This is a genomic window from Nocardioides sp. Soil805, from assembly GCF_001429625.1.
Classification (GTDB): Bacteria; Actinomycetota; Actinomycetes; order Propionibacteriales; family Nocardioidaceae; genus Nocardioides.
In genome coordinates, this window is the sequence record NZ_LMSU01000005.1 from 1 (window position 1) to 21,602 (window position 21,602).

General features: G+C 71.7%; 21 protein-coding genes and 2 tRNA genes. 9 read left to right on the plus strand and 14 right to left on the minus strand.

The genetic code is table 11. The annotated features are described in order from the left end of the window. Window positions 1–468: 468 nt before the first annotated feature. Complete coding sequence (gene tyrS, locus ASG94_RS18675; RefSeq protein ID WP_056928004.1) at window positions 469–1,734, minus strand: tyrosine--tRNA ligase; 1,266 nt, start codon at window positions 1,732–1,734, stop codon at window positions 469–471. A 91-nt stretch (window positions 1,735–1,825) separates the two neighbouring features. Between tyrS and ASG94_RS18680 the strand changes: the two genes are divergently transcribed. After that, window positions 1,826–3,277 carry a serine/threonine-protein kinase gene (locus ASG94_RS18680; protein WP_056928005.1) on the plus strand — a complete coding sequence of 484 codons (1,452 nt, stop codon included), beginning with the start codon at window positions 1,826–1,828 and terminating at the stop codon, window positions 3,275–3,277. A gap of 32 nt (window positions 3,278–3,309) precedes the next feature. After that, entirely contained in the window at window positions 3,310–5,703 is a 2,394-nt protein-coding gene (locus tag ASG94_RS18685; protein WP_156411705.1) for a hybrid sensor histidine kinase/response regulator, read from the plus strand. Between the two features lie 15 nt (window positions 5,704–5,718). Here the strand turns inward: ASG94_RS18685 and ASG94_RS18690 are convergent. From ASG94_RS18690 to ASG94_RS18700, 3 genes are all read right to left on the minus strand, one after another. Next, a tRNA-Ile gene (locus ASG94_RS18690) sits at window positions 5,719–5,792 on the minus strand. A gap of 56 nt (window positions 5,793–5,848) precedes the next feature. Beyond that, window positions 5,849–7,036: a sulfite oxidase gene (locus ASG94_RS18695; protein ID WP_082624358.1), complete on the minus strand. Its 1,188-nt coding sequence runs from the start codon at window positions 7,034–7,036 to the stop codon at window positions 5,849–5,851. Between the two features lie 37 nt (window positions 7,037–7,073). Beyond that, a complete protein-coding gene (locus ASG94_RS18700) occupies window positions 7,074–8,051 on the minus strand; it encodes a GNAT family N-acetyltransferase (protein WP_056928008.1) in 978 nt (325 codons plus the stop codon). A 61-nt stretch (window positions 8,052–8,112) separates the two neighbouring features. Between ASG94_RS18700 and ASG94_RS18705 the strand changes: the two genes are divergently transcribed. Continuing rightward, on the plus strand, window positions 8,113–8,847 hold the full coding sequence (locus ASG94_RS18705; RefSeq protein ID WP_056928009.1) for a PIG-L deacetylase family protein: 735 nt from the start codon (window positions 8,113–8,115) through the stop codon (window positions 8,845–8,847). Between the two features lie 41 nt (window positions 8,848–8,888). Then, window positions 8,889–9,575 (plus strand): YdcF family protein, encoded by a 687-nt coding sequence (locus ASG94_RS18710; RefSeq protein WP_162260843.1) that lies wholly within the window; start codon window positions 8,889–8,891, stop codon window positions 9,573–9,575. Window positions 9,576–9,600: 25 nt separating this feature from the next. Here ASG94_RS18710 and ASG94_RS18715 read toward each other — a convergent pair whose 3' ends face one another. Continuing rightward, window positions 9,601–9,789 (minus strand): hypothetical protein, encoded by a 189-nt coding sequence (locus ASG94_RS18715; protein ID WP_056928011.1) that lies wholly within the window; start codon window positions 9,787–9,789, stop codon window positions 9,601–9,603. 115 nt (window positions 9,790–9,904) lie between these two features. Here ASG94_RS18715 and ASG94_RS18720 point away from each other — a divergent pair, with 115 nt between their 5' ends. Next, window positions 9,905–10,300 carry a phage holin family protein gene (locus ASG94_RS18720; RefSeq protein WP_056928012.1) on the plus strand — a complete coding sequence of 132 codons (396 nt, stop codon included), beginning with the start codon at window positions 9,905–9,907 and terminating at the stop codon, window positions 10,298–10,300. Window positions 10,301–10,356: 56 nt separating this feature from the next. Here the strand turns inward: ASG94_RS18720 and ASG94_RS18725 are convergent. The 3 genes from ASG94_RS18725 to dnaG all read right to left on the minus strand — a co-directional run bounded on the left by ASG94_RS18725 (window position 10,357) and on the right by dnaG (window position 12,892). After that, a tRNA-Asn gene (locus ASG94_RS18725) sits at window positions 10,357–10,432 on the minus strand. Between the two features lie 49 nt (window positions 10,433–10,481). Next, window positions 10,482–10,991 (minus strand): hypothetical protein, encoded by a 510-nt coding sequence (locus tag ASG94_RS18730; protein WP_056928013.1) that lies wholly within the window; start codon window positions 10,989–10,991, stop codon window positions 10,482–10,484. After that, window positions 10,988–12,892: a DNA primase gene (dnaG, locus tag ASG94_RS18735; RefSeq protein ID WP_056928014.1), complete on the minus strand. Its 1,905-nt coding sequence runs from the start codon at window positions 12,890–12,892 to the stop codon at window positions 10,988–10,990. The genes ASG94_RS18730 and dnaG overlap by 4 nt, the downstream gene beginning before the upstream one ends. An 85-nt stretch (window positions 12,893–12,977) precedes the next feature. On the opposite strand from dnaG, the gene ASG94_RS18740 reads away from it, so the two are divergent. The 4 genes from ASG94_RS18740 to ASG94_RS18755 are packed head-to-tail and all read left to right on the plus strand — an operon-like array spanning window position 12,978 to window position 15,028. After that, window positions 12,978–13,382 (plus strand): phage holin family protein, encoded by a 405-nt coding sequence (locus tag ASG94_RS18740; protein ID WP_056928015.1) that lies wholly within the window; start codon window positions 12,978–12,980, stop codon window positions 13,380–13,382. Further along, a complete protein-coding gene (locus ASG94_RS18745) occupies window positions 13,375–13,620 on the plus strand; it encodes a DUF3618 domain-containing protein (protein WP_056928016.1) in 246 nt (81 codons plus the stop codon). The genes ASG94_RS18740 and ASG94_RS18745 overlap by 8 nt, the downstream gene beginning before the upstream one ends. After that, on the plus strand, window positions 13,617–14,708 hold the full coding sequence (locus tag ASG94_RS18750) for a YihY/virulence factor BrkB family protein (RefSeq protein WP_056928165.1): 1,092 nt from the start codon (window positions 13,617–13,619) through the stop codon (window positions 14,706–14,708). The genes ASG94_RS18745 and ASG94_RS18750 overlap by 4 nt, the downstream gene beginning before the upstream one ends. Then, window positions 14,708–15,028, plus strand: coding sequence for a YtxH domain-containing protein (locus ASG94_RS18755; RefSeq protein WP_200958197.1), 321 nt, complete (start codon window positions 14,708–14,710; stop codon window positions 15,026–15,028). Before ASG94_RS18750 ends, ASG94_RS18755 begins: the two co-directional genes overlap by 1 nt. A 3-nt stretch (window positions 15,029–15,031) precedes the next feature. On the opposite strand, the gene ASG94_RS18760 is transcribed toward ASG94_RS18755, so the two are convergent. From ASG94_RS18760 to ASG94_RS18785, 6 genes are all read right to left on the minus strand, one after another. After that, window positions 15,032–16,300 carry a deoxyguanosinetriphosphate triphosphohydrolase gene (locus ASG94_RS18760; RefSeq protein ID WP_056928017.1) on the minus strand — a complete coding sequence of 423 codons (1,269 nt, stop codon included), beginning with the start codon at window positions 16,298–16,300 and terminating at the stop codon, window positions 15,032–15,034. 100 nt (window positions 16,301–16,400) lie between these two features. Continuing rightward, window positions 16,401–17,300 carry a hypothetical protein gene (locus ASG94_RS18765; protein WP_056928018.1) on the minus strand — a complete coding sequence of 300 codons (900 nt, stop codon included), beginning with the start codon at window positions 17,298–17,300 and terminating at the stop codon, window positions 16,401–16,403. 202 nt (window positions 17,301–17,502) lie between these two features. Beyond that, window positions 17,503–18,654 (minus strand): tRNA dihydrouridine synthase DusB, encoded by a 1,152-nt coding sequence (dusB, locus tag ASG94_RS18770; RefSeq protein WP_056928019.1) that lies wholly within the window; start codon window positions 18,652–18,654, stop codon window positions 17,503–17,505. Between the two features lie 22 nt (window positions 18,655–18,676). Further along, window positions 18,677–19,357, minus strand: coding sequence for a hypothetical protein (locus ASG94_RS18775; protein ID WP_056928020.1), 681 nt, complete (start codon window positions 19,355–19,357; stop codon window positions 18,677–18,679). Between the two features lie 51 nt (window positions 19,358–19,408). After that, complete coding sequence (locus ASG94_RS18780) at window positions 19,409–20,821, minus strand: glycine--tRNA ligase (protein WP_082624360.1); 1,413 nt, start codon at window positions 20,819–20,821, stop codon at window positions 19,409–19,411. Between the two features lie 100 nt (window positions 20,822–20,921). Beyond that, window positions 20,922–21,602 (minus strand): response regulator, encoded by a 681-nt coding sequence (locus tag ASG94_RS18785; protein WP_156411706.1) that lies wholly within the window; start codon window positions 21,600–21,602, stop codon window positions 20,922–20,924.

A 21,602-nucleotide genomic window follows, 5' to 3' on the forward strand; every position in this document is an offset into this window, starting at 1 on the left:
AAAGAAACCACCACCACGACCAAAAAGCCATGGTGACGGGGCATAACAAACTAATTCGTCGACTATGACACACTGTTGAGTTCTCAAACATCAGACGCATTACCGTGCTGCAACCAACTGGCTACGAGCTGCGGTGGCTTGTCCAACACTAGGCGGTGTTTTTCCTGCGACGCAAATCGCTGGCTTTTCCCGCCTTCCGCAGCGTTACGATCTGGTTTGCTCTGCACTCGGTGCGGAGCCGCCTCGATCGAGGTGGTGCGGCTGGTCCACCTGGGGCCGGGAGCCCGGCCTTCTGGCCTTGCTCCCCGCCGCTCCCTGGCGACAAAGAGAACATTAGACCGATGCCCACGGTCGTGCAAATCGAAACCGTGTGACGGGGGGCACAATCGCGTTTGCGCAGGTCAGAGGCGCTTTCGATGCGCGACACGCGCGTGGCGCACGCTTCGGGAGCCTCGCTGGCCCCCGGATTCAGCGCACCTCGACGCCGGCGAACTTCTTCTTGCCGCGGCGCAGGACCAGCCAGGAACCCCCGAGCAGGTCGGACTCCCCGGGCACCAGCTCGGGGTCCTCCACCCGTTCGTTGTTGAGGTAGGCCCCGCCCTCCGAGACGGTTCGCCGTGCCTCGCCCTTGCTCTTGGCGAGCCCGGCCTCGACGAAGAGGTCGACGACGGAGGGGATGTCCGCACGGGCGACCGTGGCGCTGCCGGCCTCACGGACGGCGGCGGCCAGCGTCGCCGTACTGATCGAGCGCAGGTCTCCCCCGCCGAAGAGTGCGGCGGCCGCGGCCTTGGCCTGCTCGGTCTCCTCCGCCCCGTGGACGAGGGTGGTCACCTCGTCCGCGAGCCGACGCTGGGCCGCCCGCTTCCACGGCTCGTCTGCGGTCTGCTTCTCCAGCGCCTCGATCTCCTCGCGGGACAGGAAGGTGAAGATGCGCAGCATCTCCGCGACCTTCTCGTCCTCCACGTTGAGCCAGAACTGGTGGAAGGCGTACGGCGACATCATCTCCGGGTCGAGCCACAGGGCACCGCCCTCGGTCTTGCCGTACTTGGTCCCGTCGGCCTTGGTGACCAGCGGCGTCGCGAAGGCGTGCGCCTGGTTGCCGCTCGCCCGCCGGATGAGCTCGGCGCCGCCGGTGATGTTGCCCCACTGGTCGGACCCGCCGAACTGGAGCGTCACCCCGTGATCGCGGTTGAGCGCCATGAAGTCCATCGACTGCAGCAGCACGTACGAGAACTCGGTGTAGCTGATGCCGGAGTCGAGGCGGCGCTTGACGGTGTCGCGAGCGAGCATCCGGTTGACCGGGAAGTGCTTGCCGATGTCGCGCAGGAAGTCGATGACCGACAGGGATGCCGTCCAGTCGTAGTTGTTGACCACGGTGGCGGCGTTGAGGCCGTCGAAGGAGACGAACGCCGAGACCTGGGTGCGCACCCGCTCGGTCCAGTCCTTGACCGTGTCGAGGCTGTTGAGCGTGCGCTCCCCCGAGTCCTTCGGGTCGCCGATCATGCCGGTGGCGCCGCCGACGAGGACGTACGGCGTGTGGCCGGCGTCCTGGAGGCGGCGGGCCGTGACGAGCTGGACCAGGTTGCCCATGTGGAGGCTCGGCGCCGTCGGGTCGAAGCCGACGTAGAACCGCACGCTCCCCTCGCCCAGCGCCGTACGCAGCGCGTCGATGTCGGTCGAGTGGGCGACGAGTCCTCGCCAGGCCAGCTCGTCGAGGACGTTCGGGGTCGACACGGGGGTGTTCCTTCCGGTGGGGGTTCTCCCCCAGCCTGCCAGACGGCGGCCGCGCCTAGCATGTGTGATCTCCCCAGATGGAAGGCATGACGTGATCGCAGGCAGGTACACCCTCGAGCGTGAGGTCGGTCGTGGCGGCACGGGTGCCGTGCACCTCGGCCGCGACGAGGTCCTCGGCCGCCCGGTGGCGCTCAAGCGGATCGGCATGGTCCCGGGCGCGGACGCGCCGGACCTCGCCCGTGCCGAGCGCGAGGCCCGGCTGGCCGCGGCGCTGAACCACCCGCACGTCGTCGCCGTCTACGACCTCGTCGTCGAGGACGACCACCAGTGGCTGGTGATGGAGTACGTCGAGGGCGAGACCCTCGCCGAGCGCATCCGTCGCCGCGGACGGCTGGGCCCCGACGAGGCCGCGTCCCTCTTGTGGCAGGCCGCCGACGCCCTTGCCGAGGCGCACGAGCACGACATCGTCCACCGGGACGTGAAGCCCTCGAACATCCTGTTGACCGCCGCGGACCAGGCCAAGCTCACCGACTTCGGCATCGCGCGCGCCATGGCCGACGCCAGCCTCACCCAGACCGGCCTGGTCACCGGCTCCCCGGCCTACCTGGCCCCCGAGGTGGCCTCGGGCTCGACCGCGACCTCGGCCAGCGACGTGTGGTCGCTGGGCGCGACCCTCTTCCACGCCCTCGCCGGTCACGCGCCGTACGACGTGGGCGGGAACCTCATCGGCGGCCTCTACAAGATCGTGCACGAGGAGCCGCCGCGGCTGCCCGACGCCGGCCCGATGGCCGAGGTGCTCGAGCACACGATGGTCCGCGACCCCGAGCGGCGCTGGACGATGGCCCAGGTCCGCGACCACCTCGACGCGCTGCGCCGCGGCGAGACACCGACCCAGGTCGTGCCGACGGGCGCGACGACCCGGACCCCGGTGCAGCCCGTCCCGGCCGTCCCGCCGGCCGCGGCACCGCCGGAAGCCCCGGCCGCGCGGTCCGAGCAGACCGGGACGATCGCCCCCACGCCCCGACAGCCCCGGCGACGTCGCTCGGTCCTGCCGTGGCTCGTGGCGGCCGCAGCAGCCATCCTCATCGGCATCCTCGTGGTGGCCTCCCTCCAGGACGACCCGGGGCAGCCCGCCGCCGACCCGGGGTCCGGGTCGTCGAGCCCGTCACCGTCCAGCGAGTCACCCACCAGCGAGTCGCCGAGCAGCGAGTCGCCGACCGAGGACGCCACCCCGGTCGCGACACGTCGGGAGATGACCGCCTTCATCGAGGACTACCTCGCGACGGTCACCTCGGACCCGCGAGCGTCGTTCGCGATGCTGACCCCGCAGTTCCAGCAGGCCAGCAACGGGTTCGAGGGCTACTCCGGCTTCTGGGGCACCGTCGAGTCGGCGACGCCGCGCGACATCACGGCGGACCCCGAGTCGCTCACGGTCACCTACACCGTCGACTACGTCATGGAGAGCGGCCGCGAGGACACCGACGACGTGTCCCTGCAGCTGGTGCGCCAGGACGACACCTACCTGATCGCCGGGGAGGCCTGACCCGGCGACCCTCTCCTCCCTACAGTGGCCCCGTGGCCGATGTCGGGAACGGGATGGACGATGCGTTCTACCGCAGCATCGTCGAGGAGTCACCGGACGGCATCTGGGTCTTCGACCTCGACGGTCGCACGATCTACGCCAACGACGCGATCGCCGAGCTGTACGGCGTCGAGCCCGCGGACGTGGGTGCACTCACCGTCTTCGACACCCTGGACGAAGAGGGTCGCGCGCAGTTCGACACGCACCTCGCCGCGTTGCGTGCCGGGCTCTTCAACCCCCACGACGTCGAGTGCCAGTGGGTCCGCCACGACGGCAGCACGCTGTGGGTCCTGGTGCGCGAGAGCGCCGTCCGGGCTCCGGACGGCACGCTGGCCGGCGTCCTGCACCGTGTCAGCGACTACTCGCACCGGCGAGCGACCCTCACCGCGCTGACGCAGGCGCGTGCCGACCTGGCCGACAAGGTGTCGCAGTACGACCTGCTTCAGGGCGTCGCCAGTGCGGCGAACGACGCCCACAGCCTCGTCCAGGTCCTCGGCCGCGGCCGGGAGCTGCTCCTCCTCATGCCGGACTGGGAGCGTGCCGTGGCGTTCCTCGTCGAGGGTGACCGCCTCACCCGCCTCCACCCGGTGGCGGAGGAACGGGAGGCGGAGATCGCCGACGACGCGGCGCACCCCGAGCGCGCCGCCCGCGAGCTGGCGGTGGCCACCCGGGCCGCCCGCTCCGGGACCATGCAGTGGGACGAGCGGCGGGTGTCGGTCGCCTTCCCCATCACTCACCTCGGGCGGGTGCACGCGGTCGGGGTCATGACCGCCATCCCCCCGCTGGAGCGCTTCGAGCTGATCGAGCGGATGCTCGACCACGTCGTGCAACAGCTCGAGCACGTGCTGGCCCGTGAGCTGGCCGAGCAGTCACTGGCCGAGGCGCGCGACGCCGCCATGATGGCCTCGCAGCAGAAGTCCGAGTTCCTCGCCACGGTCAGCCACGAGATCCGCACTCCGCTCAACGGGGTCCTCGGCCTCAACGACCTCCTGCTGCGGACCGGACTCGACGCGGAGCAACGCCGGCTCGCCGACGGCATCCACACGTCCGGTCGGCTGCTGCTGTCACTGATCAACGACATCCTCGACTTCAGCAAGATCGAGGCCGGGCGGGTGGTCCTGGAACAGGTCGACTTCGACCTGCGAGCCGTGCTGGGCCACGTGGCCGGGCCGATCGCCGGCGCCGCCGCCGCCAAGGGCCTGCAGCTCGAGGTGGAGTACGACGCCAGCGTCCCGGCAGTCCTCTGCGGGGACCCGACCAAGCTGAGCCAGGTCGTCGCGAACCTGCTCACCAACGCGGTGAAGTTCACCGCGGCCGGCAGCGTCCGCGCGTCCGTGCGGGCCCATCGGCTGGGTGACCTGTGGCGGCTCACCGTGCGCGTCGACGACACCGGCATCGGCATCGACCCGTCGTTGACCGACGTCTTCGCGCCGTTCCAGCAGGCCGACTCCTCCACCACCCGGAGGTACGGCGGCACGGGGCTGGGACTGGCGATCTCGCGGGAGCTGGCTCGCGCCATGGGGGGCGACATCGGCTACACGAGCAGCGCCGGTCGGGGCAGCAGCTTCTGGTTCACCGGGGTCATCCGGCCAGCGACAGGCGCCGCGCCGGTCACCCTCGCCGAGACGGTCCGCCACGAGTCGCCCGTGCCGGTGTCTGCGCTGCGGGTGCTGGTGGTGGAGGACAACCGGGTCAACCAGCTCGTCGCCACCGGCATGCTGACGGCCCTGGGGCACACGGCCGACACCGCCGAGGACGGGGTCGCGGCGCTCGCGGCCCTGGAGCGGGCGTCGTACGACCTGGTGCTGATGGACGTGCAGATGCCGCGCATGGACGGGTACGAGGCGACCCGTGCCCTCCGCGCGCGGGAGGGCGACACCCAGCGCACCCTCGTGATCGCGATGACCGCCAACGCCGTCGCCGGAGAGCGCGAGCGCTGCCTGGCGGCGGGCATGGACGACTTCCTCACCAAGCCGGTCGACCTCGAGCACCTCACCCGGACGTTGGCGCGCTGGTTCGCGGGCGAGGGTGCGCTCGACCTCTCCCGCCTCGACCTGCTGCGCGACATGGACCCCACGGACACCTCCTACCTGGACCGGGTGACTGCCCGCTTCGAGGAGAGCACGGTCGCGGCGGCCGAGGACCTGCGCCGTGCCGTCGAGACCGGCGACGCCGACGCGTTGCGTGGCCACGCCCACAAGCTCGCCGGCGGCGCCGCCAACCTCGGGGCCGTCGAGGTGGCGAGCCTGGCCCGCGACCTCGAGGCCATCGGCGATGCCGGCACGACGTCCGGTGCGTCCGCGGTCCTGGCCCGGCTCCTCGGCGCGCTGGAGCAGGCGAGGGCGGGCGTCCGGGCCTACCGCGAGAGGTGGCTGGGCCCGGCGTAGGACGCAGGCACTGCGTAGGGCGGGTGGGGCTCGAACCCACGACCCAAGGATTATGAGTCCTCTGCTCTGACCGACTGAGCTACCGCCCCGGGGCGGGGGTGAGCCTACGCAACCGTCCGGTCCGCCGGCCGCGGCGGGCGTGCGATCACGCGACCCGGACGGGGTGCCGGACGACGGCGTCGAAGAAGTAGCCGTTGTCGTTGTACGCCGCGACCGCCGGCTGCGTGCGACCGAGGGCGTCGGTGGCCCGCGCGAGCAGCTCGTGGCTGCCCGGGCGCGGGTGCGCCCACTGGACCGACCAGCGGGTCCACCCCTGCTCCTGGCGACCGGCACGGTCCAGGACGGCGGGGCGCCAGGATCGACCGCCGTCGAGGCTGACGTCGACACGGGCGATGGGGGCGGCACCGCTCCACGAGCGACCGGTGAGCCGCACGGGCCGGGCGGGCAGGGTTGCGTCCCACGCCAGCTCCCACGCCGAGCGCACCGGGTTGACGGTGAGCGGCGGGGAGTCGGCCGCGAAGTCGCCCCCGGTCATCCGGTACCACTTCGTGTTCCAGGGCGAGGTGAGCTCGGAGGTCGACACCTCGAGCGAGCCGAGCCACTTGATGCTGGCGATCCCCACCCACCCGGGCAGCACCAGCCGTAGTGGGAAACCGTGATCCGGCAGCAGTGGGTCACCGTCGGCGCCCCAGGCGAGGAGGGCATCTTCGAGGGCCTTGGCGACCGGGAACGGGCGGCGTACGCGGCCGTGGTCGACGCCTCCGGTGACGTAGGGGTCGTCGAGCCCGGCGGCCTGGATCGAGACCGCCCCGGCGTCCAGGCCCACGGAGGCGAGCACGTCACGCAGCCGTACGCCGTCCCAGCGCACGGTGCCGACCGAGCCGAGCGACCACTGCGTGCCCGCTGCCGGCTGCCCCTGCTGGGCGGCGAAGAAGCGGCGGCCGTTGCCGGTGCACTCGTGCACGGCGGTGAGCGAGGTCTGCGGCAGGGCCCTGAGGTCGGCCAGGGACAGCGACACCGCGTCTGCCTCCGCGCGCGGCGTACGGAGGCCGTCGCCGAAGATCCGCAGCCGGTACGACGCGGCGTCGATCGTCGGCGTCGCCGTGTGGTTGCGCACGAACAACCGCTCCTGGGTGGTGCGGTAGCGGCGCGGGTCGACGGAGTCCCAGCGCATCTCGGCGTTGGTGCCGAAGGCCACGAACCACTCGGGCGGGATCGGCTTGAGGATCGGCCCGGTGGCGGCGACGGCCAGCGACGGCCGGACCACGGCGGTCACGCCGACGGCGGAGGCGAGGGTGAGGAAGCCGCGACGACTGAGGGGGGCACTGGTCATGCCCGAGACCTTAAACCATAAAGTCAGTCATTTCACTTCACAATGTGGTCGGATCGGTCGTCTGCATCTCGTGCATCCGCTCGACGCTGCGGTAGCCGAAGGCGGTGTTGGTCCGGTACATCGCGGCGTTGTCGGGATCGGTCCAGGTGTGGATGGCGACCCGATCGGGATGCTCGGCCAGGACGATCGCCAGCGTCGCTGCCTTGAGCGCGGCGCCGAGGTGGCGACCGCGGTGCTCGGGCATCACCAGGGTGTCGTCCTGGAGTGCCTGGTCCGTGCCGTGCGCGAGGTAGGTGAGCGAGTAGCCGCCGAACACCCCGTCCGCCTTCCGGCGCGCCACCGCGACCACGGAGGTGTACGAGCGCCCGGTGCGCTCCTCCCCCACCCTCAGCCGCTCCACGGTCATGTCCACGGGCTCGTAGTCCAGCTCGCCGAGGGGGACGTCGTGGTTCATCCGGGTCCGCATCTCGCAGTAGGTGTCGACGTACTCGTCGGGGCACCGGTCGCGCCAGGTCAGGACCTCGTAGCCCGCGACGTCCACCGGGGGCGGCACGGCGGGCAGCGGGAGCAGCAGGTGGTCCTCCACGTGCCTGCTCCGGTAGCCGAGCGCGGTCGCGAACGCCACTCCCGGCGACGCACTCCCCGGGACCTCGTACACCTCGCCGCAGCAGCTCGTGCGCCCCTCGGCGCGCCGCAGCCGGGTGGCCTCGACGTGGAGGGCCCGGCCGACGCCGTGACGCCGATGGGTGGGCAGGACCGAGATCTCGAGGTCGGCGAGGTGCATGTTGTCCTGCAGCGAGAATCCGAGCTCGGCCACGCCGACGACACGTCCGCCGACGACGGCCACCAGGGGAAGGTAGCGACGGTACGGGCTGGGATGGCGCCACGAGCCGAGCATCGCGTCGTACGTGCGGGTGATGGCGTGCGGCCGGTCGTGGCGCGCCACCGCCCGCTCGACGTCGTGGAACGCCCGCGTCGCGGCATCGTCGTGGACATCGAGCCGGTGGATCTCCATGGGGACATCTGACCCCGGCCGACCTGTCGCCCGCCACCGGTTTGGGTGCCATGCTCGGACCATGAGCGCCTTCGAACCGCTTCCCGAGGACTGGCAACGTGCGCTGTGCATCGTGGCGCACCCGGACGACCTGGAGTTCGGCGCGGCCGCCGCCGTCGCCCGGTGGACCGGCCAGGGCAAGGACGTCGTCTACTGCATGGTCACCAGCGGCGAGGCCGGGATCGACGGTCTGCACCCGGACGAGTGCCGTGGCGTGCGCGAGGCGGAGCAGGTCGAGTCGGCACGACTGGTGGGCGTGTCGACGGTCGAGTTCCTCGGTCTGCCGGACGGGATCGTCGAGTACGGCGTGCCGTTGCGGCGCACGCTCGCCGAGGTCGTCCGCCGGCACCGCCCGGACGTGGTGGTCACCGGCAACTTCCGCGAGTCGTGGGGCGGGCAGTCGCTCAACCAGGCCGACCACATCGCGGTCGGACGGGCCGTGCTCGACGCGGCCCGCGATGCCGGCAACCGGTGGATCTTCCCCGAGCAGCTCGAGGGCGACCTCGAGCCCTGGGGCGACGTACGTGCGGTGTGGGCGGCCGGGTCACCGGAGGCCCGCCACGCGGTCGACACCACCGACACGTTCGACGCCGGGGTCGCGTCGCTGGAGGCGCACCGCGCCTACATCGACGGGCTCGGCTGGGAGCACTTCGACCCGCGCGAGTTCCTGGAGGGGATGGCCCGCCAGACCGGCCAGGGCCTCGGGGTCGCCTTCGCGGCACCGTTCGAGGTCTACCCGCTGGGCTGGGGCGACTGATCGCCGCCCCCTCGGCCGCCTCCCTGGCCGCCCTCGCCACCGTGTCCACCTGGTTGGTCCGTCGCGACCCCGTGCAGGAACCGGACGTCGTGGTCCTGTGCGGGAGCGGCGTGCTCCGCTCGCTCGACGTGACCGCCGCACTGCTCGAGGCGCACCCGCACGCCCGCCTCGTGGTGACCGGCGGGCGCGGCCACTCCACGCCTGCCCTGCTCGCCGCCGTACGGCGCCGGACGTCGGCCGACGTGCCGGACGACGACGGGCGGTCGGAGTCGTCGGTGCTCGCGGCCCTGCTCGTCGCGCACCACGGCGTGGACCCGGACCGGATCACCCTCGAGGAGGCGTCCACCCACTGCGGCGAGAACGCGTCACTCACCGCACCCCTGCTCCCGGACGGCCGCGTGGTCGTCGTCCAGGACCCGACGATGCAGCGACGGACCCACGAGTCCTTCGTCCACGCCCTCGCGGGACGCGACGTGTCGCTCGCGAGTCACGCCCCGTTCGTGCCGGACGTCCGCCCCGACGGCGGGTACGACGACGCGGGCCACCGCGCCTGGGACCTGGACCGCCTCGTCGACCTGGTCCGGGGCGAGGTCAGGCGGCTGCGCGACGACGCGCGCGGCTACGGACCCCGGGGTGCCGGGTTCATCGGACACGTGGACCTGCCGCCGGCGGTCGAGTCCGCGTCCGCAGTGCTGGCCGAGGCGTTTCCCGGCACCTCCCGGGCCTGACCGGGACGCACGGACCCCACCCGGCTCACGGTTCGCGCAGCAGGAGGTAGGCCGAGGTGAACGCGGCGATCGCGCCGGGCAGTGCCTCGAACCGCTCGGTGAGGGCGACGGCGATCAGGGAGACGGCCACCACGAGCGGGAAGGCGGCCGAGAAGGCAGCGTCGGGCGAGGGCTCGCCGACCCGACCCGTGTCCGGTCCGTCCTGTGACGTCATGCGTATATCGTACTAAGTCACTCTGATTACCTCATGCGACGCCCGGACCACAGGTCCCTGTCCCAGAGGTCACTGGCCCCTGTCGACGACGCACGGGGGTGCCTAGTCTGGCGGGATGATCCGGTTCCTGCTCCGCACGGCCGTCTTCCTCGTGTCCGCCGCGGTCGGCCTGCTCGTGGCCGCGGCCCTCGTCGACGGTGTCGACGTCACCACGAGCGGGTTCCTCCTCGCGGTGCTGCTGTTCGCCGTGATCCAGAGCGTCCTCGCTCCGTTCATCGCCAAGGTCACTGCGAGGAACGCCGCAGCGCTCCTCGGCGGTGTGGGCCTGCTCTCGACCTTCGTCGCGCTGTGGCTCACGACCCTCATCGGTGACTCGCTCACCATCGACGGCGGGGTGGGCACGTGGCTCACGGCCACCGTCATCGTGTGGCTGGCCACCGCGCTCGCCACGCTGCTGCTGCCGCTCGTCCTCGTCAAGGCCGGCGTCGAGGCGGCGCGCGCGCGGACCTGAGCACTCATGCGAAAGGGCCCCCGACCTGCGACTTCCGCAGGACGAGGGCCCTTCACTGGCTCCCCCGGTTGGACTCGAACCAACAACCCTCCGGTTAACAGCCGAATGCTCTGCCAGTTGAGCTACAGGGGACCGCTGAGCAGCGAGAGCACACTAGCAAGGCGGGTGCGGCGTTGAGAAATCAGGTCGACCCCACGTCGGCGCGGGCCTCGGCGAGGGCCTCGGAGGCCGCCGTGCGGACGGCCGGGTCGTCCGGGTCGACGCCCTCGTCGTACTCGTAGAACCACTCGATCGACGCGTCGCCGCGCGGCGCCCGGCGACCGATCACCCGCACGCCGCGACGCCCGGACAGCGCGACGTGGCGCTGGAGCACGACGCTCGCCGTGACGCGCTCGCGGACCAGCTCGAGGAGTCGACCCGGCTCGACGAGACCCAGCGCGTGCTCGACCCGCTGCTCGCCCCACGAGCCCACGAGCGAGACGCGCAGGACGTCGGTCTCGCTGTCCCAGTCGGCCGCCTCGACCCGCTCCCAGGGGATCCGGGTCCGTGCGTCGGCGTCGCCACCGGCGACGTACAGCGCGTCCCGGGTGCCGACCAGGACCCGGTCGTCGTCGGTGCGGCACCAGGCGAGCACCCGCTCCCCCGGACCGACGGCGACGTCCGGGACGGAGGTGCGGCGCAGCGACCTCACTGGGCCGCCACCTGCTGGTCGCGCAGGGTGCGGCGGTGCTGCTCGAGGGCGACCAGCTCGCCGAACATCTTGTTGTACTCGACCTGGTGCTCGACCGGGTTCGTGCGCTGGAGGCGCGACTTGAGGTCGGCGATGCGCCGCATGGTGGTGAGCTCCTGCAGCCGGTAGACGTGCGCCGCGACGTAGCTGGGCGACGGCGCGGCCGGGGTGAGCACCGGCTCGACGCCGAGCTCGGAGATCGCGGACGACACGTGCGGGTCCGTCACCGACGACCGCACCCGGGTGCTCCAGCCGCCGTCCTCGGCGCCCGCGGCCGGCCCGCCGGCCGCCGCGATCGCCTCCCACACCGCGCGGAAGACCGGGTGGCTGAAGTCGTCGGGGCCGAGTCCGTTGATCACCCGGCCGACGGCCGCGGGGTGCTGGATGACGATCTTGAGCGTCTCGCGCTCGATGGAGAACCGGGGGTCACGCAGGCTGGGCAGCTGCTTGCGCTGCGGCGCCGGGGCGGCGTCCGGCTCCGGCGTCGTACGACGGGGGTCGGGGCGGGCGTCGGGACGAGCGCTGCCGGGGGCGGGGCGGCTGGCCGCGCGGCGCACCTCGGCGCGGGCGTCGTCCACGTCGACGCCGATCATCCCGGCGATCTCCCGGGCGAACGCGTCGACCTTGGACTTGTCGCGGATGCTCGAGACCAGGGCGGCGGCCTCGCGCAGCGCGTCGACGCGACCGTCGGCGCGGTCCAGGTCGTACTTGGTCAGCACGTTGCCCATCACGAAGCGGTACAGCGGCTTGCGGGTGGCGATGAGCTCGCGCACCGCCGCGTCCCCCTTCTGCAACCGCAGGTCGCAGGGGTCCAGCCCGTCGGGCTCGACGGCGACGTAGGTCTGGGAGACGAAGTTCTGGTCGCCACCGAAGGCGCGGAGCGCGGCCTTCTGCCCGGCGGCGTCGCCGTCGAAGGTGAAGATCACCTCGCCGCGGAACTCCTCGTGGTCGTGCAGGAAGCGCCGCAGGACGCGCGCGTGGTCGTCGCCGAAGGCGGTGCCGCAGGTGGCGACGGCGGTGGGGACGCCGGCGAGGTGGCAGGCCATCACGTCGGTGTAGCCCTCCACCACCACGGCCTGCGACGAACGGGCGATGTCGCGGCGCGCCAGGTCGAGGCCGTAGAGGACGGTGTTCTTCTTGTAGATCGGGGAGTCGCCGGTGTTGAGGTACTTGGCGTCGATGCGGTCGTCGTCGAAGATCCGCCGGGCGCCGAAGCCGATCGTCTCGCCGCTGGCCTCGCGGATCGGCCACAGCAGGCGACCGCGGAACGCGTCGTAGTGGGAGCGGCCCTGCTTGACGAGGCCGGCGGTCACCAGCTCCTCGTTGGAGAAGCGGCGCCCGCGCAAGTGCCGCAGCAGCGCCTCGCCGTCGCGGGGCGCGAAGCCCACACCGAAGGTCTCCGCGCTGGCCTGGTCGAAGCCGCGCTGCCCGAGGAACTGGCGGGCCACCAGCGCGTCGGGGGTACCGAGCTGCTCGGCGTAGAACTCCTGGGCGATCTTGTGCGCCTCGATCAACCGGCCACGGGCGGGCCCGCGCGGGCGCTCCACCTGGTCGCCGTCCTCGCGCCGCAGCACCACGCCGTACTTGTCGGCGAGCCGCTCGAGGGACTCGGCGAAGGACAGGCCGTCGATCTTCATCAGGAAGGAGATGACGTCGCCGCCCTCCTGGCAGCCGAAGCAGTGGAAGAACCCCCGGGACGGGTTGACGTTGAAGGAGGGCGACTTCTCGTCGTGGAAGGGGCACAGGCCCTTGAGCGAGCCACCACCGGCGCGCTTCAGCGTGACGTACGACGACACGACGTCGTCGATGCGCGCCTTCTCGCGAACTTCGGCGATGTCGTCGTCGCGGATCCGGCCTGCCACGTGGCGGAGTCTACGTCCGCCCTGCGTGCCACCCCCACGGGTGCGCCCGATTCACATTCCCGGGCAGGTGGGGCACGTTGGAGGCATGACTGATTCCCGGACGACCGACGACCAGACCCTCGGGGGGCTGGTGCACCAGATGACCCAACAGGTCCCCGAGCTCATCCGTTCCGAGATCCGGCTCGCGCAGGCCGAGGTGGCCGAGAAGGGCAAGCGCGCGGGTGTCGGGATCGGCATGTTCAGCGTGGCCGGGCTGCTCGCGTTCTTCGCGCTCGCCACCCTCGTCACGACCGCAGTGCTGGCGCTCGCGCTCGTCGTGGACGCCTGGCTCGCCGCGCTGATCGTCGCGCTGGTGCTGCTCGCCGCCGCTGCCGCGGCCGGGGTCCTGGGCAAGAACAAGGTCGCCTCCGCAGGCCCGCCCAAGCCGGAGCGCGCCCTGGAGGGCGTCAAGGAGGACATCGCCACAGTGAAGGGTGCACACCATGAGTGACCAGCAGACCCCCGAGCAGATCGAGGCCGAGATCGTCGCCCAGCGCGAGCAGCTGGCGCAGACGGTCGACCAGCTCAGCGCCAAGCTCGACGTGAAGTCGCAGGCGCGAGCCAAGGTCGCCGACGTCAAGGACCGCGCCACCACCGACGACGGTGCCCCGCGTCCCGAGGTGCTGGCGGCCGCCGGCTCCCTGGTCGCGATGGCGATCGTCCTGGTGTGGTGGCGCCACCGGTCATGAGCAGCGCCACCTCCCGCCACGAGGCCACGACCCCGGACGCCGAGGACGACCGCAAGCCCGACAGCCCCGCGGACCTCGAGAAGCGTTCCTGGCTGTACGTCGCGCGCAAGACGTGGCGCGAGTTCTCCGACGACCAGTGCACGGACCTCGCGGCCGCACTGACCTACTACGCCGTGCTGTCGATCTTCCCGGCCGCCATCGCGCTCACCTCGCTCCTGGGCCTGGTCGGCCAGGCCGAGGAGTCGGTGCAGACGGTGCTGGACGTCCTGGACCCGCTGGTCTCCGCCGACATGCTCGGGACCATCGAGCCGACGCTGACCCAGATCGCAACGTCGCAGAGTGCCGGTCTCACGCTCGTCCTGGGCCTGCTCGGCGCGCTGTGGACCGCCTCGGGGTACGTCGGGGCGTTCGGGCGGGCGATGAACCGGATCTACGAGATCCCGGAGGGCCGGCCGTTCTGGAAGCTGCGCCCGGTCATGCTGTTCATCACCATCATCGCGCTGGTGCTGATGGCCGCCGTGCTGCTCATGCTGGTGGTCTCCGGCCCCGTGGCGGAGTCCATCGGGAACGTCATCGGGCTCGGCGACGCGGCCCTGACCGTCTGGAGCATCGCGAAGTGGCCGGTGCTGGGGCTCGCCGTGGTGCTGATCGTGGCGATCCTCTACTACGCCACCCCCAACGTGAAGCAGCCGACGTTCCGGTGGATCTCCGTCGGGGCGCTCGCCGCCATCGCGGTGTGGGTGCTGGCCTCGGTCGCCTTCACCTTCTACGTCGCCAACTTCTCCTCCTACAACAAGACCTACGGCTCGCTGGCCGGGGTCATCGTGGCCCTGCTCTACCTGTGGCTCACGAACCTCGCGCTGCTCTTCGGCGCCGAGGTCGACTCCGAGCTCGAGCGCGGCCGCCAGCTCCAGGCCGGGATCGCGGCCGAGGAGGAGCTCCAGCTGCCGGCGCGGGACACCCGCAACATCCGCAAGGCCGAGGAGAAGGAGGCCGCGGACATCGCGCAGGGACGCCGCATCCGCGAGCAGCACGAGGACACTCCCCCGCACGACCACTCGCACAACCCCCACCGAGAGGATGCATGATGAAGAAGCTGTTGGTACTCGTCGCCGGAGGAATCGGCTACGTGCTCGGCACCCGCGCAGGCCGCGAGCGCTACGACCAGATCAAGTCCATGGCCACCAAGGTCAAGGACGACCCGCGCGTCCAGGACGCCGCCCACCAGGCTGCGGACACGGCCAAGGCCCAGGCCCCGGTCGTCAAGGACAAGGTCACCTCGGCGGCCAGTGCCGCCGCGGACAAGGTCAAGCCCTCGGGCAGCAACGACTCCGACCTGGAGTCGCAGCTCAACCCGGACAACGTCGCGCTGCAGGACAACCCGTACCCCCAGGGCGACCTGCCCTGAGCCTCAGCCGACCAGGGTGGCGTGCCGCGACACCGCGCTCGCGTCGGTGAGGGACGCCACCTGGTCGACGACCACGCGGCGGCGGCCGGCCTCGTCGGCCGCCGCCGCCCAGTCGTCGGCGAAGGGCCGGTCGAGCGCGTCGGGCCCGCGCTCCCACAGGGCTGCGAAGAGCTCGGCGAGCAGCAGCCGCTGGCGCTCCATCAGCGCCACCCGGTCGGTGGCCTGCATGACGTAGTGCGCCGCGATCCCCTTGAGGATCCCGATCTCCACCTGCGTCTCCCACGGCACGACGAGCTCGGCACGGTGGCGGACCCGCGGCCCGTCGGACGCCGCGAACGTCGCCGCCTGGACGCTGCCGCAGAAGCGGCCGATCAGGTCGCTGGTGAGGTTCTTGATCGCCGCGAGGTCGCGGCGCGTCCCCGTGTACGACGACGTGGGCCAGCTGGCCTGGCGGCGCATGGATGCCAGCGCCTCGGTGAGCTCGTCGTCGCCGGACCCCGGCAGGTACCACGCGCGGACGGTCGCCCAGAGCGCGTCCAGGTCGAGGCGGGTCAGGTCCAGCCGTCCGGCCACGATCCCGTCCTCGACGTCGTGCACCGAGTAGGCCACGTCGTCGGCGAGGTCCATCACCTGCGCCTCCACGCACTGGCGGCGTCCGGCGACGCCCTCGCGCACCCAGTCGAAGACCGGGACGTCGTCGTCGTACACCCCGAACTTGACCACGACACGGGGCGTGCCGTCGGCGTGCACCCCGCCCGGGCCGGGTGCACCGTCACGGGGCCACGGGTACTTGGTGCAGGCGTCCAGGGTCGCCCGGGTGAGGTTGAGCCCGACCGAGGCACCGGAGGCGTCGAACGTCTTCGCCTCGAGTCGCGCGAGCAGCCGCAGGGTCTGCGCGTTGCCCTCGAAGCCGCCGCAGTCCTGGCTGAGCTCGGCCAGCACCCGCTCGCCGTTGTGGCCGAACGGCGGGTGGCCGAGGTCGTGGGCCAGCGCGGCGGTCTCGGTGATGTCGGGGTGGCAGCCCAGCGCGCGGGCCAGGTCACGCGCGACCTGCGCCACCTCGAGGCTGTGGGTCAGCCGGTTGCGGACGAAGTCGTCGGTCTGCGGACCGACCACCTGGGTCTTGGCCGCGAGCCGTCGCGACGCCGCCGCGTGCACCACCCGGGCGCGGTCGCGCTCGAAGGCGGTGCGCACGGGGGCGTCGACGCGCTTGGGTGGCTCGTCGACCACGCGGGCGCGGTCGTGCTCGTCGTACAGCTCGTCGGGTGTCATCGCCCGCGAGCCTAGTGACCACGACCGACGGTCGAGCGCGCGGAGCCCTTCAGCGTGCGGCAGCGCGGCGGCAGCAGCCGACGCGCTCGCACCGATCAACTCAGTAGACGGTGACGTGCACGTGGTCGTAGTGGTTGGCGGTCGTCGACCCACGGTCGGACATGCCGCGCCAGCCCTCGCCGTTGCGCTCGACGGACCAGATCTGCTGGGAGTAGATGATGTACTCGATGCCCAGCTCGGAGTAGTGGGCGCGGAGGAACTCCGCGACCTCCCAGCCGGTCGCGCCGCTGGTCATGATGTCGATGGCCCGGCCCTGGCCGTGCTCACCGTCGCCGCGCCAGGTGCCGTACGCCGTGATCTCGGGCCAGTTCGCGCACACCACGTCGTGGATGTCGTAGAGCGAGGGGCGGCCGGCGTCGATGGAGGAGCCGTTGGTGCACTGGCCCCCCAGGGACGGCCCGGTCTCGGGCTTCTCGTCGGCGAGGTAGCCGGCGGTCACCCAGCGGGAGGTGCCGTCGACCACGATCTCGACCTTGTCGCCGTCCTTGCGACCGGTCACGAGGACCTTCTCGAGGGAGTCGACGAGGCCGACGCGACGGGCGTCGCCGTCGGGGGTGGTCCACAGGTTGAGCTCGGTCGTCGTCCAGAGCCGGGTGTCGGCGGTGCGGACGGCGCGGAGCGTGGCCTTCTGCTCCCGGGCGTCCTGCCGGGCCTCGCGTCGCGCGGCCTGGCGCTTGTCCTGGCGGGCCTCGGCGCGGGCCTCCTGCCGGGCCTCCTGGCGGCGCTCGGAGCGGGAGACGACGTCGCTGCGCTGGGCGACACCGGAGGCGGAGATCCCGGCCGCGGCGTTGGAGGACGAGGCGAGCAGGTCCTCGGTGCCGGGGACGACGGGGTTGGAGGTGAGGACACCCAGGGCGACGGCGGACAGGGTCGCGACGACGGCGACGGGTCCGGCCACCTGGATGGCTGAGGGCGTGCGGCGGGCATTGGCGTCCCGCATGTGGCGATGCTGAGCCACAGCGTTGATCCTTTGCTGTTGCGTTCGGGGGATGCTGACCGGCTCTCGAGCCTGTGAGGGCCTCGGGGGGAGAGACGGGCAGAACGACGAGTGAAGCACAGCATTTCTGGCCTGTCCCAATTCTGACGGGACTCGCCGGGGGTGTTCCCCGTCACCGGACCGTGACCGCTCCGTCACCGCAGCGTTATCCGCCCGTCACCTCGAGGGCGTCCTCGCGGACGTGGACGTCGCGTCCGTCGGTGTCGTCGAGCCAGCCCTCGGGCAGCACGACGCGCTTGCGCGGGGCCCCCTGCCGACCACGCGGGGTGCCCAGCTCGGCGACCGGGAAGCCCTCGTCGGGGTCGAGGTCCGCCAGCAGGTCGTCGAGCGTGGCCAGGGACTCGACCAGGGCCAGCCGGTGCCGCAGGTCTCCCCCGGCGCGGAAGCCCTTGAGGTACCAGGTCACGTGCTTGCGGAACTCCTTGCAGCCCCGCTCCTCCCCCATGTGCTCGCTCAACAGCTCGGCGTGCCGGCGCATCATCGTGGACACCTCGCCGAGCGTGGGCAGGGTCGCCACCTGCTCACCGGCGAAGGCCGCGGCCAGGTCCCGGAAGAGCCAGGGCCGGCCCAGGCAGCCGCGCCCGACGACGACGCCGGCGACGCCGGTCTGCTCGACCATCCGCACGGCGTCCGCCGCCTCCCAGATGTCGCCGTTGCCGAGGACCGGGATCTGCACGCTGGCCACCAGGTCGGCGATCGCGTCCCAGTCGGCCTGACCCGAGTAGGCCTGCTCGACGGTGCGACCGTGCAGCGCGATGGCGGCGGCGCCGGACTCCTGGGCGATGCGGCCCGCGTCGAGGTAGGTCAGGTGGTCGTCGTCGAGCCCCTTGCGGGTCTTGATGGTGACCGGCACGTCGTACGGCGTCGCGGCGCCGACCGCCGACTCGACGATGTCGCCGAGCAGGCCGCGCTTCCAGGGGAGGGCTCCCCCGCCGCCCTTGCGCGTCACCTTGGGCACCGGGCAGCCGAAGTTGAGGTCGACGTGGGCGACGCCGTACTCGTCGCACAGGATCTGCACGGCCCGTCCGACGTAGTGCGGGTCGGTGCCGTAGAGCTGCACGGAGCGGGTGGTCTCCAGCTCGTCGAAGACCAGCATCTTGCGCGTCGTCTCGTCACCCTCGACGAGGCCGCGCGAGGTGATCATCTCGCAGACGTAGAGTCCGGCGCCCTGCTCGGCGCACAGCCGTCGGTACGCCGCGTTGGTGATGCCCGCCATCGGCGCGAGCACCACGGGGGTGTCGACGGTGACGGATCCCCCGGAGGGAGCGCGAAGGGTCAGCGACGACGGCAAGGACATGTCCCCATTGTCCCCGGAGGGGTCAGCGCCTGCGTCGGGAGGGGCGCCTCGCCCGGTCCCGGTCCACCTTCGTCGCCTCGCCCGTCCAGCTGACCGCCTTCTGGTCAGGCGTCGGCTGGAAGACCATCGCGTCGTACGACGCACCGGCGCGCGCGAAGAAGACCACGCACTTCGCGGTGCTGTCGCCCGGCTCGAACGACGTCGGGAGGGGGCGGGAGCGACAGGGCCGGAACGGCTCCGCGAAGGCCCATGGCGGGCCGAGCGTGTCGGAGGTGTCGAGCAGGTAGAGCGGGACGTCGAACCCGCCGAGGTCCGTGTCGCCGGCGTTGGCGACCGTCACGTCGACGTAGTAGGGCTGGGCGCCCTCGACCGTGCCGGCGGCGACGAGTCCGTCGAAGTCGGCCGGGTCGGCCTCGCGGACCGCCTCGACGCCCAGCTCCAGCACGCCCTCGACATCCGGGGCCGGGCGCCAGGCGACGGTCGCGGTCTCACCGACGTCGAGCACGCTGCCGGGCGCGGTCGTGTCCGCGACGGCGCCCGACGAGTCCTCGGCGCCCGCCCCGCCCGACGGTTCCGTGGCCGGAGGGGTCGAGGCGCCCGCGGTGGACGTGCCGTCCCCGTCGGTGTCCGCGCCGGTCTGCCCGGAACAGCCCGCGAGCAGCACGACCGCGCACGCCCACGCCACCAGCCCGACCCGTCCCATGCGGGCATTGTGCACCGGGTCGGGCCGGGGCGGCGGCGGAACCGCCGTGGCTCAGCAGCCGAGCAGGCGCTCGGCGAACCAGCGCGAGATGCCGTCCAGGCTGACCCGCTCCTGGGTCATCGTGTCGCGCTCGCGGACCGTGACGGCGTTGTCGTCGAGGGTCTCGAAGTCGACCGTGACGCAGAACGGCGTACCGATCTCGTCCTGACGCCGGTAGCGGCGACCGATGGCGCCGGAGTCGTCGAAGTCGACGTTCCAGTTCTGGCGCAGCTCGGCGGCCAGGGCCTTGGCCTTGGGCGAGAGGTCGGCGTTGCGGCTCAGCGGCAGGACCGCGACCTTGATCGGCGCCAGGCGCGGGTCGAGCTTGAGCACGACGCGCTTGTCGACGCCGCCCTTGGTGTTGGGCGCCTCGTCCTCGGTGTAGGCGTCGATGAGGAACGCCATGAGGCTGCGGGTGAGCCCGGCCGCCGGCTCGATGACGTAGGGCATGTAGCGCTCGTTGCTGGCCTGGTCGAAGTAGGACAGGTCCTTGCCCGAGAACTCGCTGTGCTGCTTGAGGTCGAAGTCGGTGCGGTTGGCGACGCCCTCGAGCTCCTCGAAGTCGCGGCCGGAGAACCCGAAGCGGTACTCGATGTCGACGGTGCGCTTGGAGTAGTGCGAGAGCTTCTCGGCCGGGTGCTCGTAGTGGCGCAGGTTGTCGGGGTCGATGCCCAGGTCGACGTACCACTGGGTGCGCTGGTCGATCCAGTGCTGGTGCCACTCCTCGTCCTCGCCGGGCTTGACGAAGAACTCCATCTCCATCTGCTCGAACTCGCGGGTGCGGAAGATGAAGTTGCCGGGGGTGATCTCGTTGCGGAAGCTCTTGCCCATCTGGGCGATGCCGAACGGCGGCTTCTGCCGGCTGCTCGTGACCACGTTGGCGAAGTTGAGGAAGATGCCCTGCGCGGTCTCCGGGCGCAGGTAGTGCAGGCCCGACTCGTCCTCGATGACGCCGAGGTAGGTCTTGAGCATCATGTTGAAGTTGCGCGGCTCGGTCCACGCGCCGCGGGTGCCGCAGTGGGGGCAGGCCACCGACTCGTTGATGTCGACGGTGTCGGGGTCCACCGGGTTGTCGGGGCTCCCCTTCTTGGCCGCGTAGTCCTCCTGGAGGTGGTCCTCGCGGAAGCGCTTGTGGCAGGACTGGCACTCGGTCAGCGGGTCGCTGAAGGTGCTCAGGTGGCCGGAGGCCTCCCAGGTGCGGGTCGGGAGGATGACGCTGGAGTCCAGGCCGACCACGTCGTCGCGGCGGGTGACCATGAACTTCCACCACTGGCGCTTGATGTTCTCCTTGAGCTCCACGCCCAGCGGGCCGTAGTCCCAGGCGGAGCGGGTGCCGCCGTAGATCTCACCGCAGGGGTAGACGAAGCCTCGACGCTTCGCGAGGGAGACGACGTTGTCCAGGGCGGTGGGTGCGGGCTTGGCCACGATGAGGTCCTCACAGAAGAACAGGCCGGCTGGCTGCCGGTCGGTGGGACCACCCTAACGACGGGCGCACCGCACTTTTCCCCCGGCGTGCGCGCGGGCCTCAGGGCTCCAGCAGGTAGCCCAGACCGGGGCTGGTCACCAGGTGGCGCGGGTGTGCCGGATCGACCTCGAGCTTGCGCCGCAGCTGCGCGGCGTACACCCGCAGGTAGTGGCTCTCGTGGAGGTAGGCCGGTCCCCACACCTCGCGCAGGATCTGCTCGCGGGACACCAGCTTGCCGAGGTTGCGGGCCAGCAGCTCGAGGAAGGACCACTCGGTGGGGGTGAGCCGCACGTCCTGCCCACCGCGGCTCACCGCCTTGCGGCCGAAGTCGATGACGAGGTCGCCGACGACCACCGGCGCGGCCTCGCGCACGGGCTCGTGCGAGCGGCGTACGGCGGCGCGCAACCGGGCGAGGAGCTCCTGCATCGCGAAGGGCTTGGTGACGTAGTCGTCCGCACCCATGTCGAGCGCGTCCACCTTGTCCTCGCCGTGCTGGCGCGCCGAGAGCACCACGATCGGCACGGACGTCCAGCCCCGGATGCCCTCGATGACCTGCATCCCGTCCATGTCGGGCAGCCCGAGGTCGAGCAGCACGACGTCGGGGTGGAGGGTCGCGACCGCGTCCAGCGCGGACCGGCCGTCGTGGGCGACGGTCACGGTCCAGCCGTGCGCCTCCAGGTTGATCTGCAGCGCCCGGGCGAGGGGGGCCTCGTCGTCGACGACGAGCACGTGGGCGACCAC

Bases quoted from the DNA above. Each gene is read 5' to 3' on its own strand.
- ASG94_RS18755 (WP_200958197.1), top strand. From the start codon at position 14,708: ATGAAGAAGCTGTTGGTACTCGTCGCCGGAGGAATCGGCTACGTGCTC.
- dusB (WP_056928019.1), bottom strand. From the start codon at position 18,654: ATGTCCTTGCCGTCGTCGCTGACCCTTCGCGCTCCCTCCGGGGGATCC.
- ASG94_RS18700 (WP_056928008.1), bottom strand. From the start codon at position 8,051: ATGGAGATCCACCGGCTCGATGTCCACGACGATGCCGCGACGCGGGCG.
- ASG94_RS18715 (WP_056928011.1), bottom strand. From the start codon at position 9,789: ATGACGTCACAGGACGGACCGGACACGGGTCGGGTCGGCGAGCCCTCG.
- ASG94_RS18775 (WP_056928020.1), bottom strand. From the start codon at position 19,357: ATGGGACGGGTCGGGCTGGTGGCGTGGGCGTGCGCGGTCGTGCTGCTC.
- ASG94_RS18750 (WP_056928165.1), top strand. From the start codon at position 13,617: ATGAGCAGCGCCACCTCCCGCCACGAGGCCACGACCCCGGACGCCGAG.
- ASG94_RS18745 (WP_056928016.1), top strand. From the start codon at position 13,375: ATGAGTGACCAGCAGACCCCCGAGCAGATCGAGGCCGAGATCGTCGCC.
- ASG94_RS18760 (WP_056928017.1), bottom strand. From the start codon at position 16,300: ATGACACCCGACGAGCTGTACGACGAGCACGACCGCGCCCGCGTGGTC.
- ASG94_RS18720 (WP_056928012.1), top strand. From the start codon at position 9,905: ATGATCCGGTTCCTGCTCCGCACGGCCGTCTTCCTCGTGTCCGCCGCG.
- ASG94_RS18740 (WP_056928015.1), top strand. From the start codon at position 12,978: ATGACTGATTCCCGGACGACCGACGACCAGACCCTCGGGGGGCTGGTG.
- ASG94_RS18705 (WP_056928009.1), top strand. From the start codon at position 8,113: ATGAGCGCCTTCGAACCGCTTCCCGAGGACTGGCAACGTGCGCTGTGC.
- ASG94_RS18765 (WP_056928018.1), bottom strand. From the start codon at position 17,300: ATGCGGGACGCCAATGCCCGCCGCACGCCCTCAGCCATCCAGGTGGCC.
- ASG94_RS18695 (WP_082624358.1), bottom strand. From the start codon at position 7,036: ATGACCAGTGCCCCCCTCAGTCGTCGCGGCTTCCTCACCCTCGCCTCC.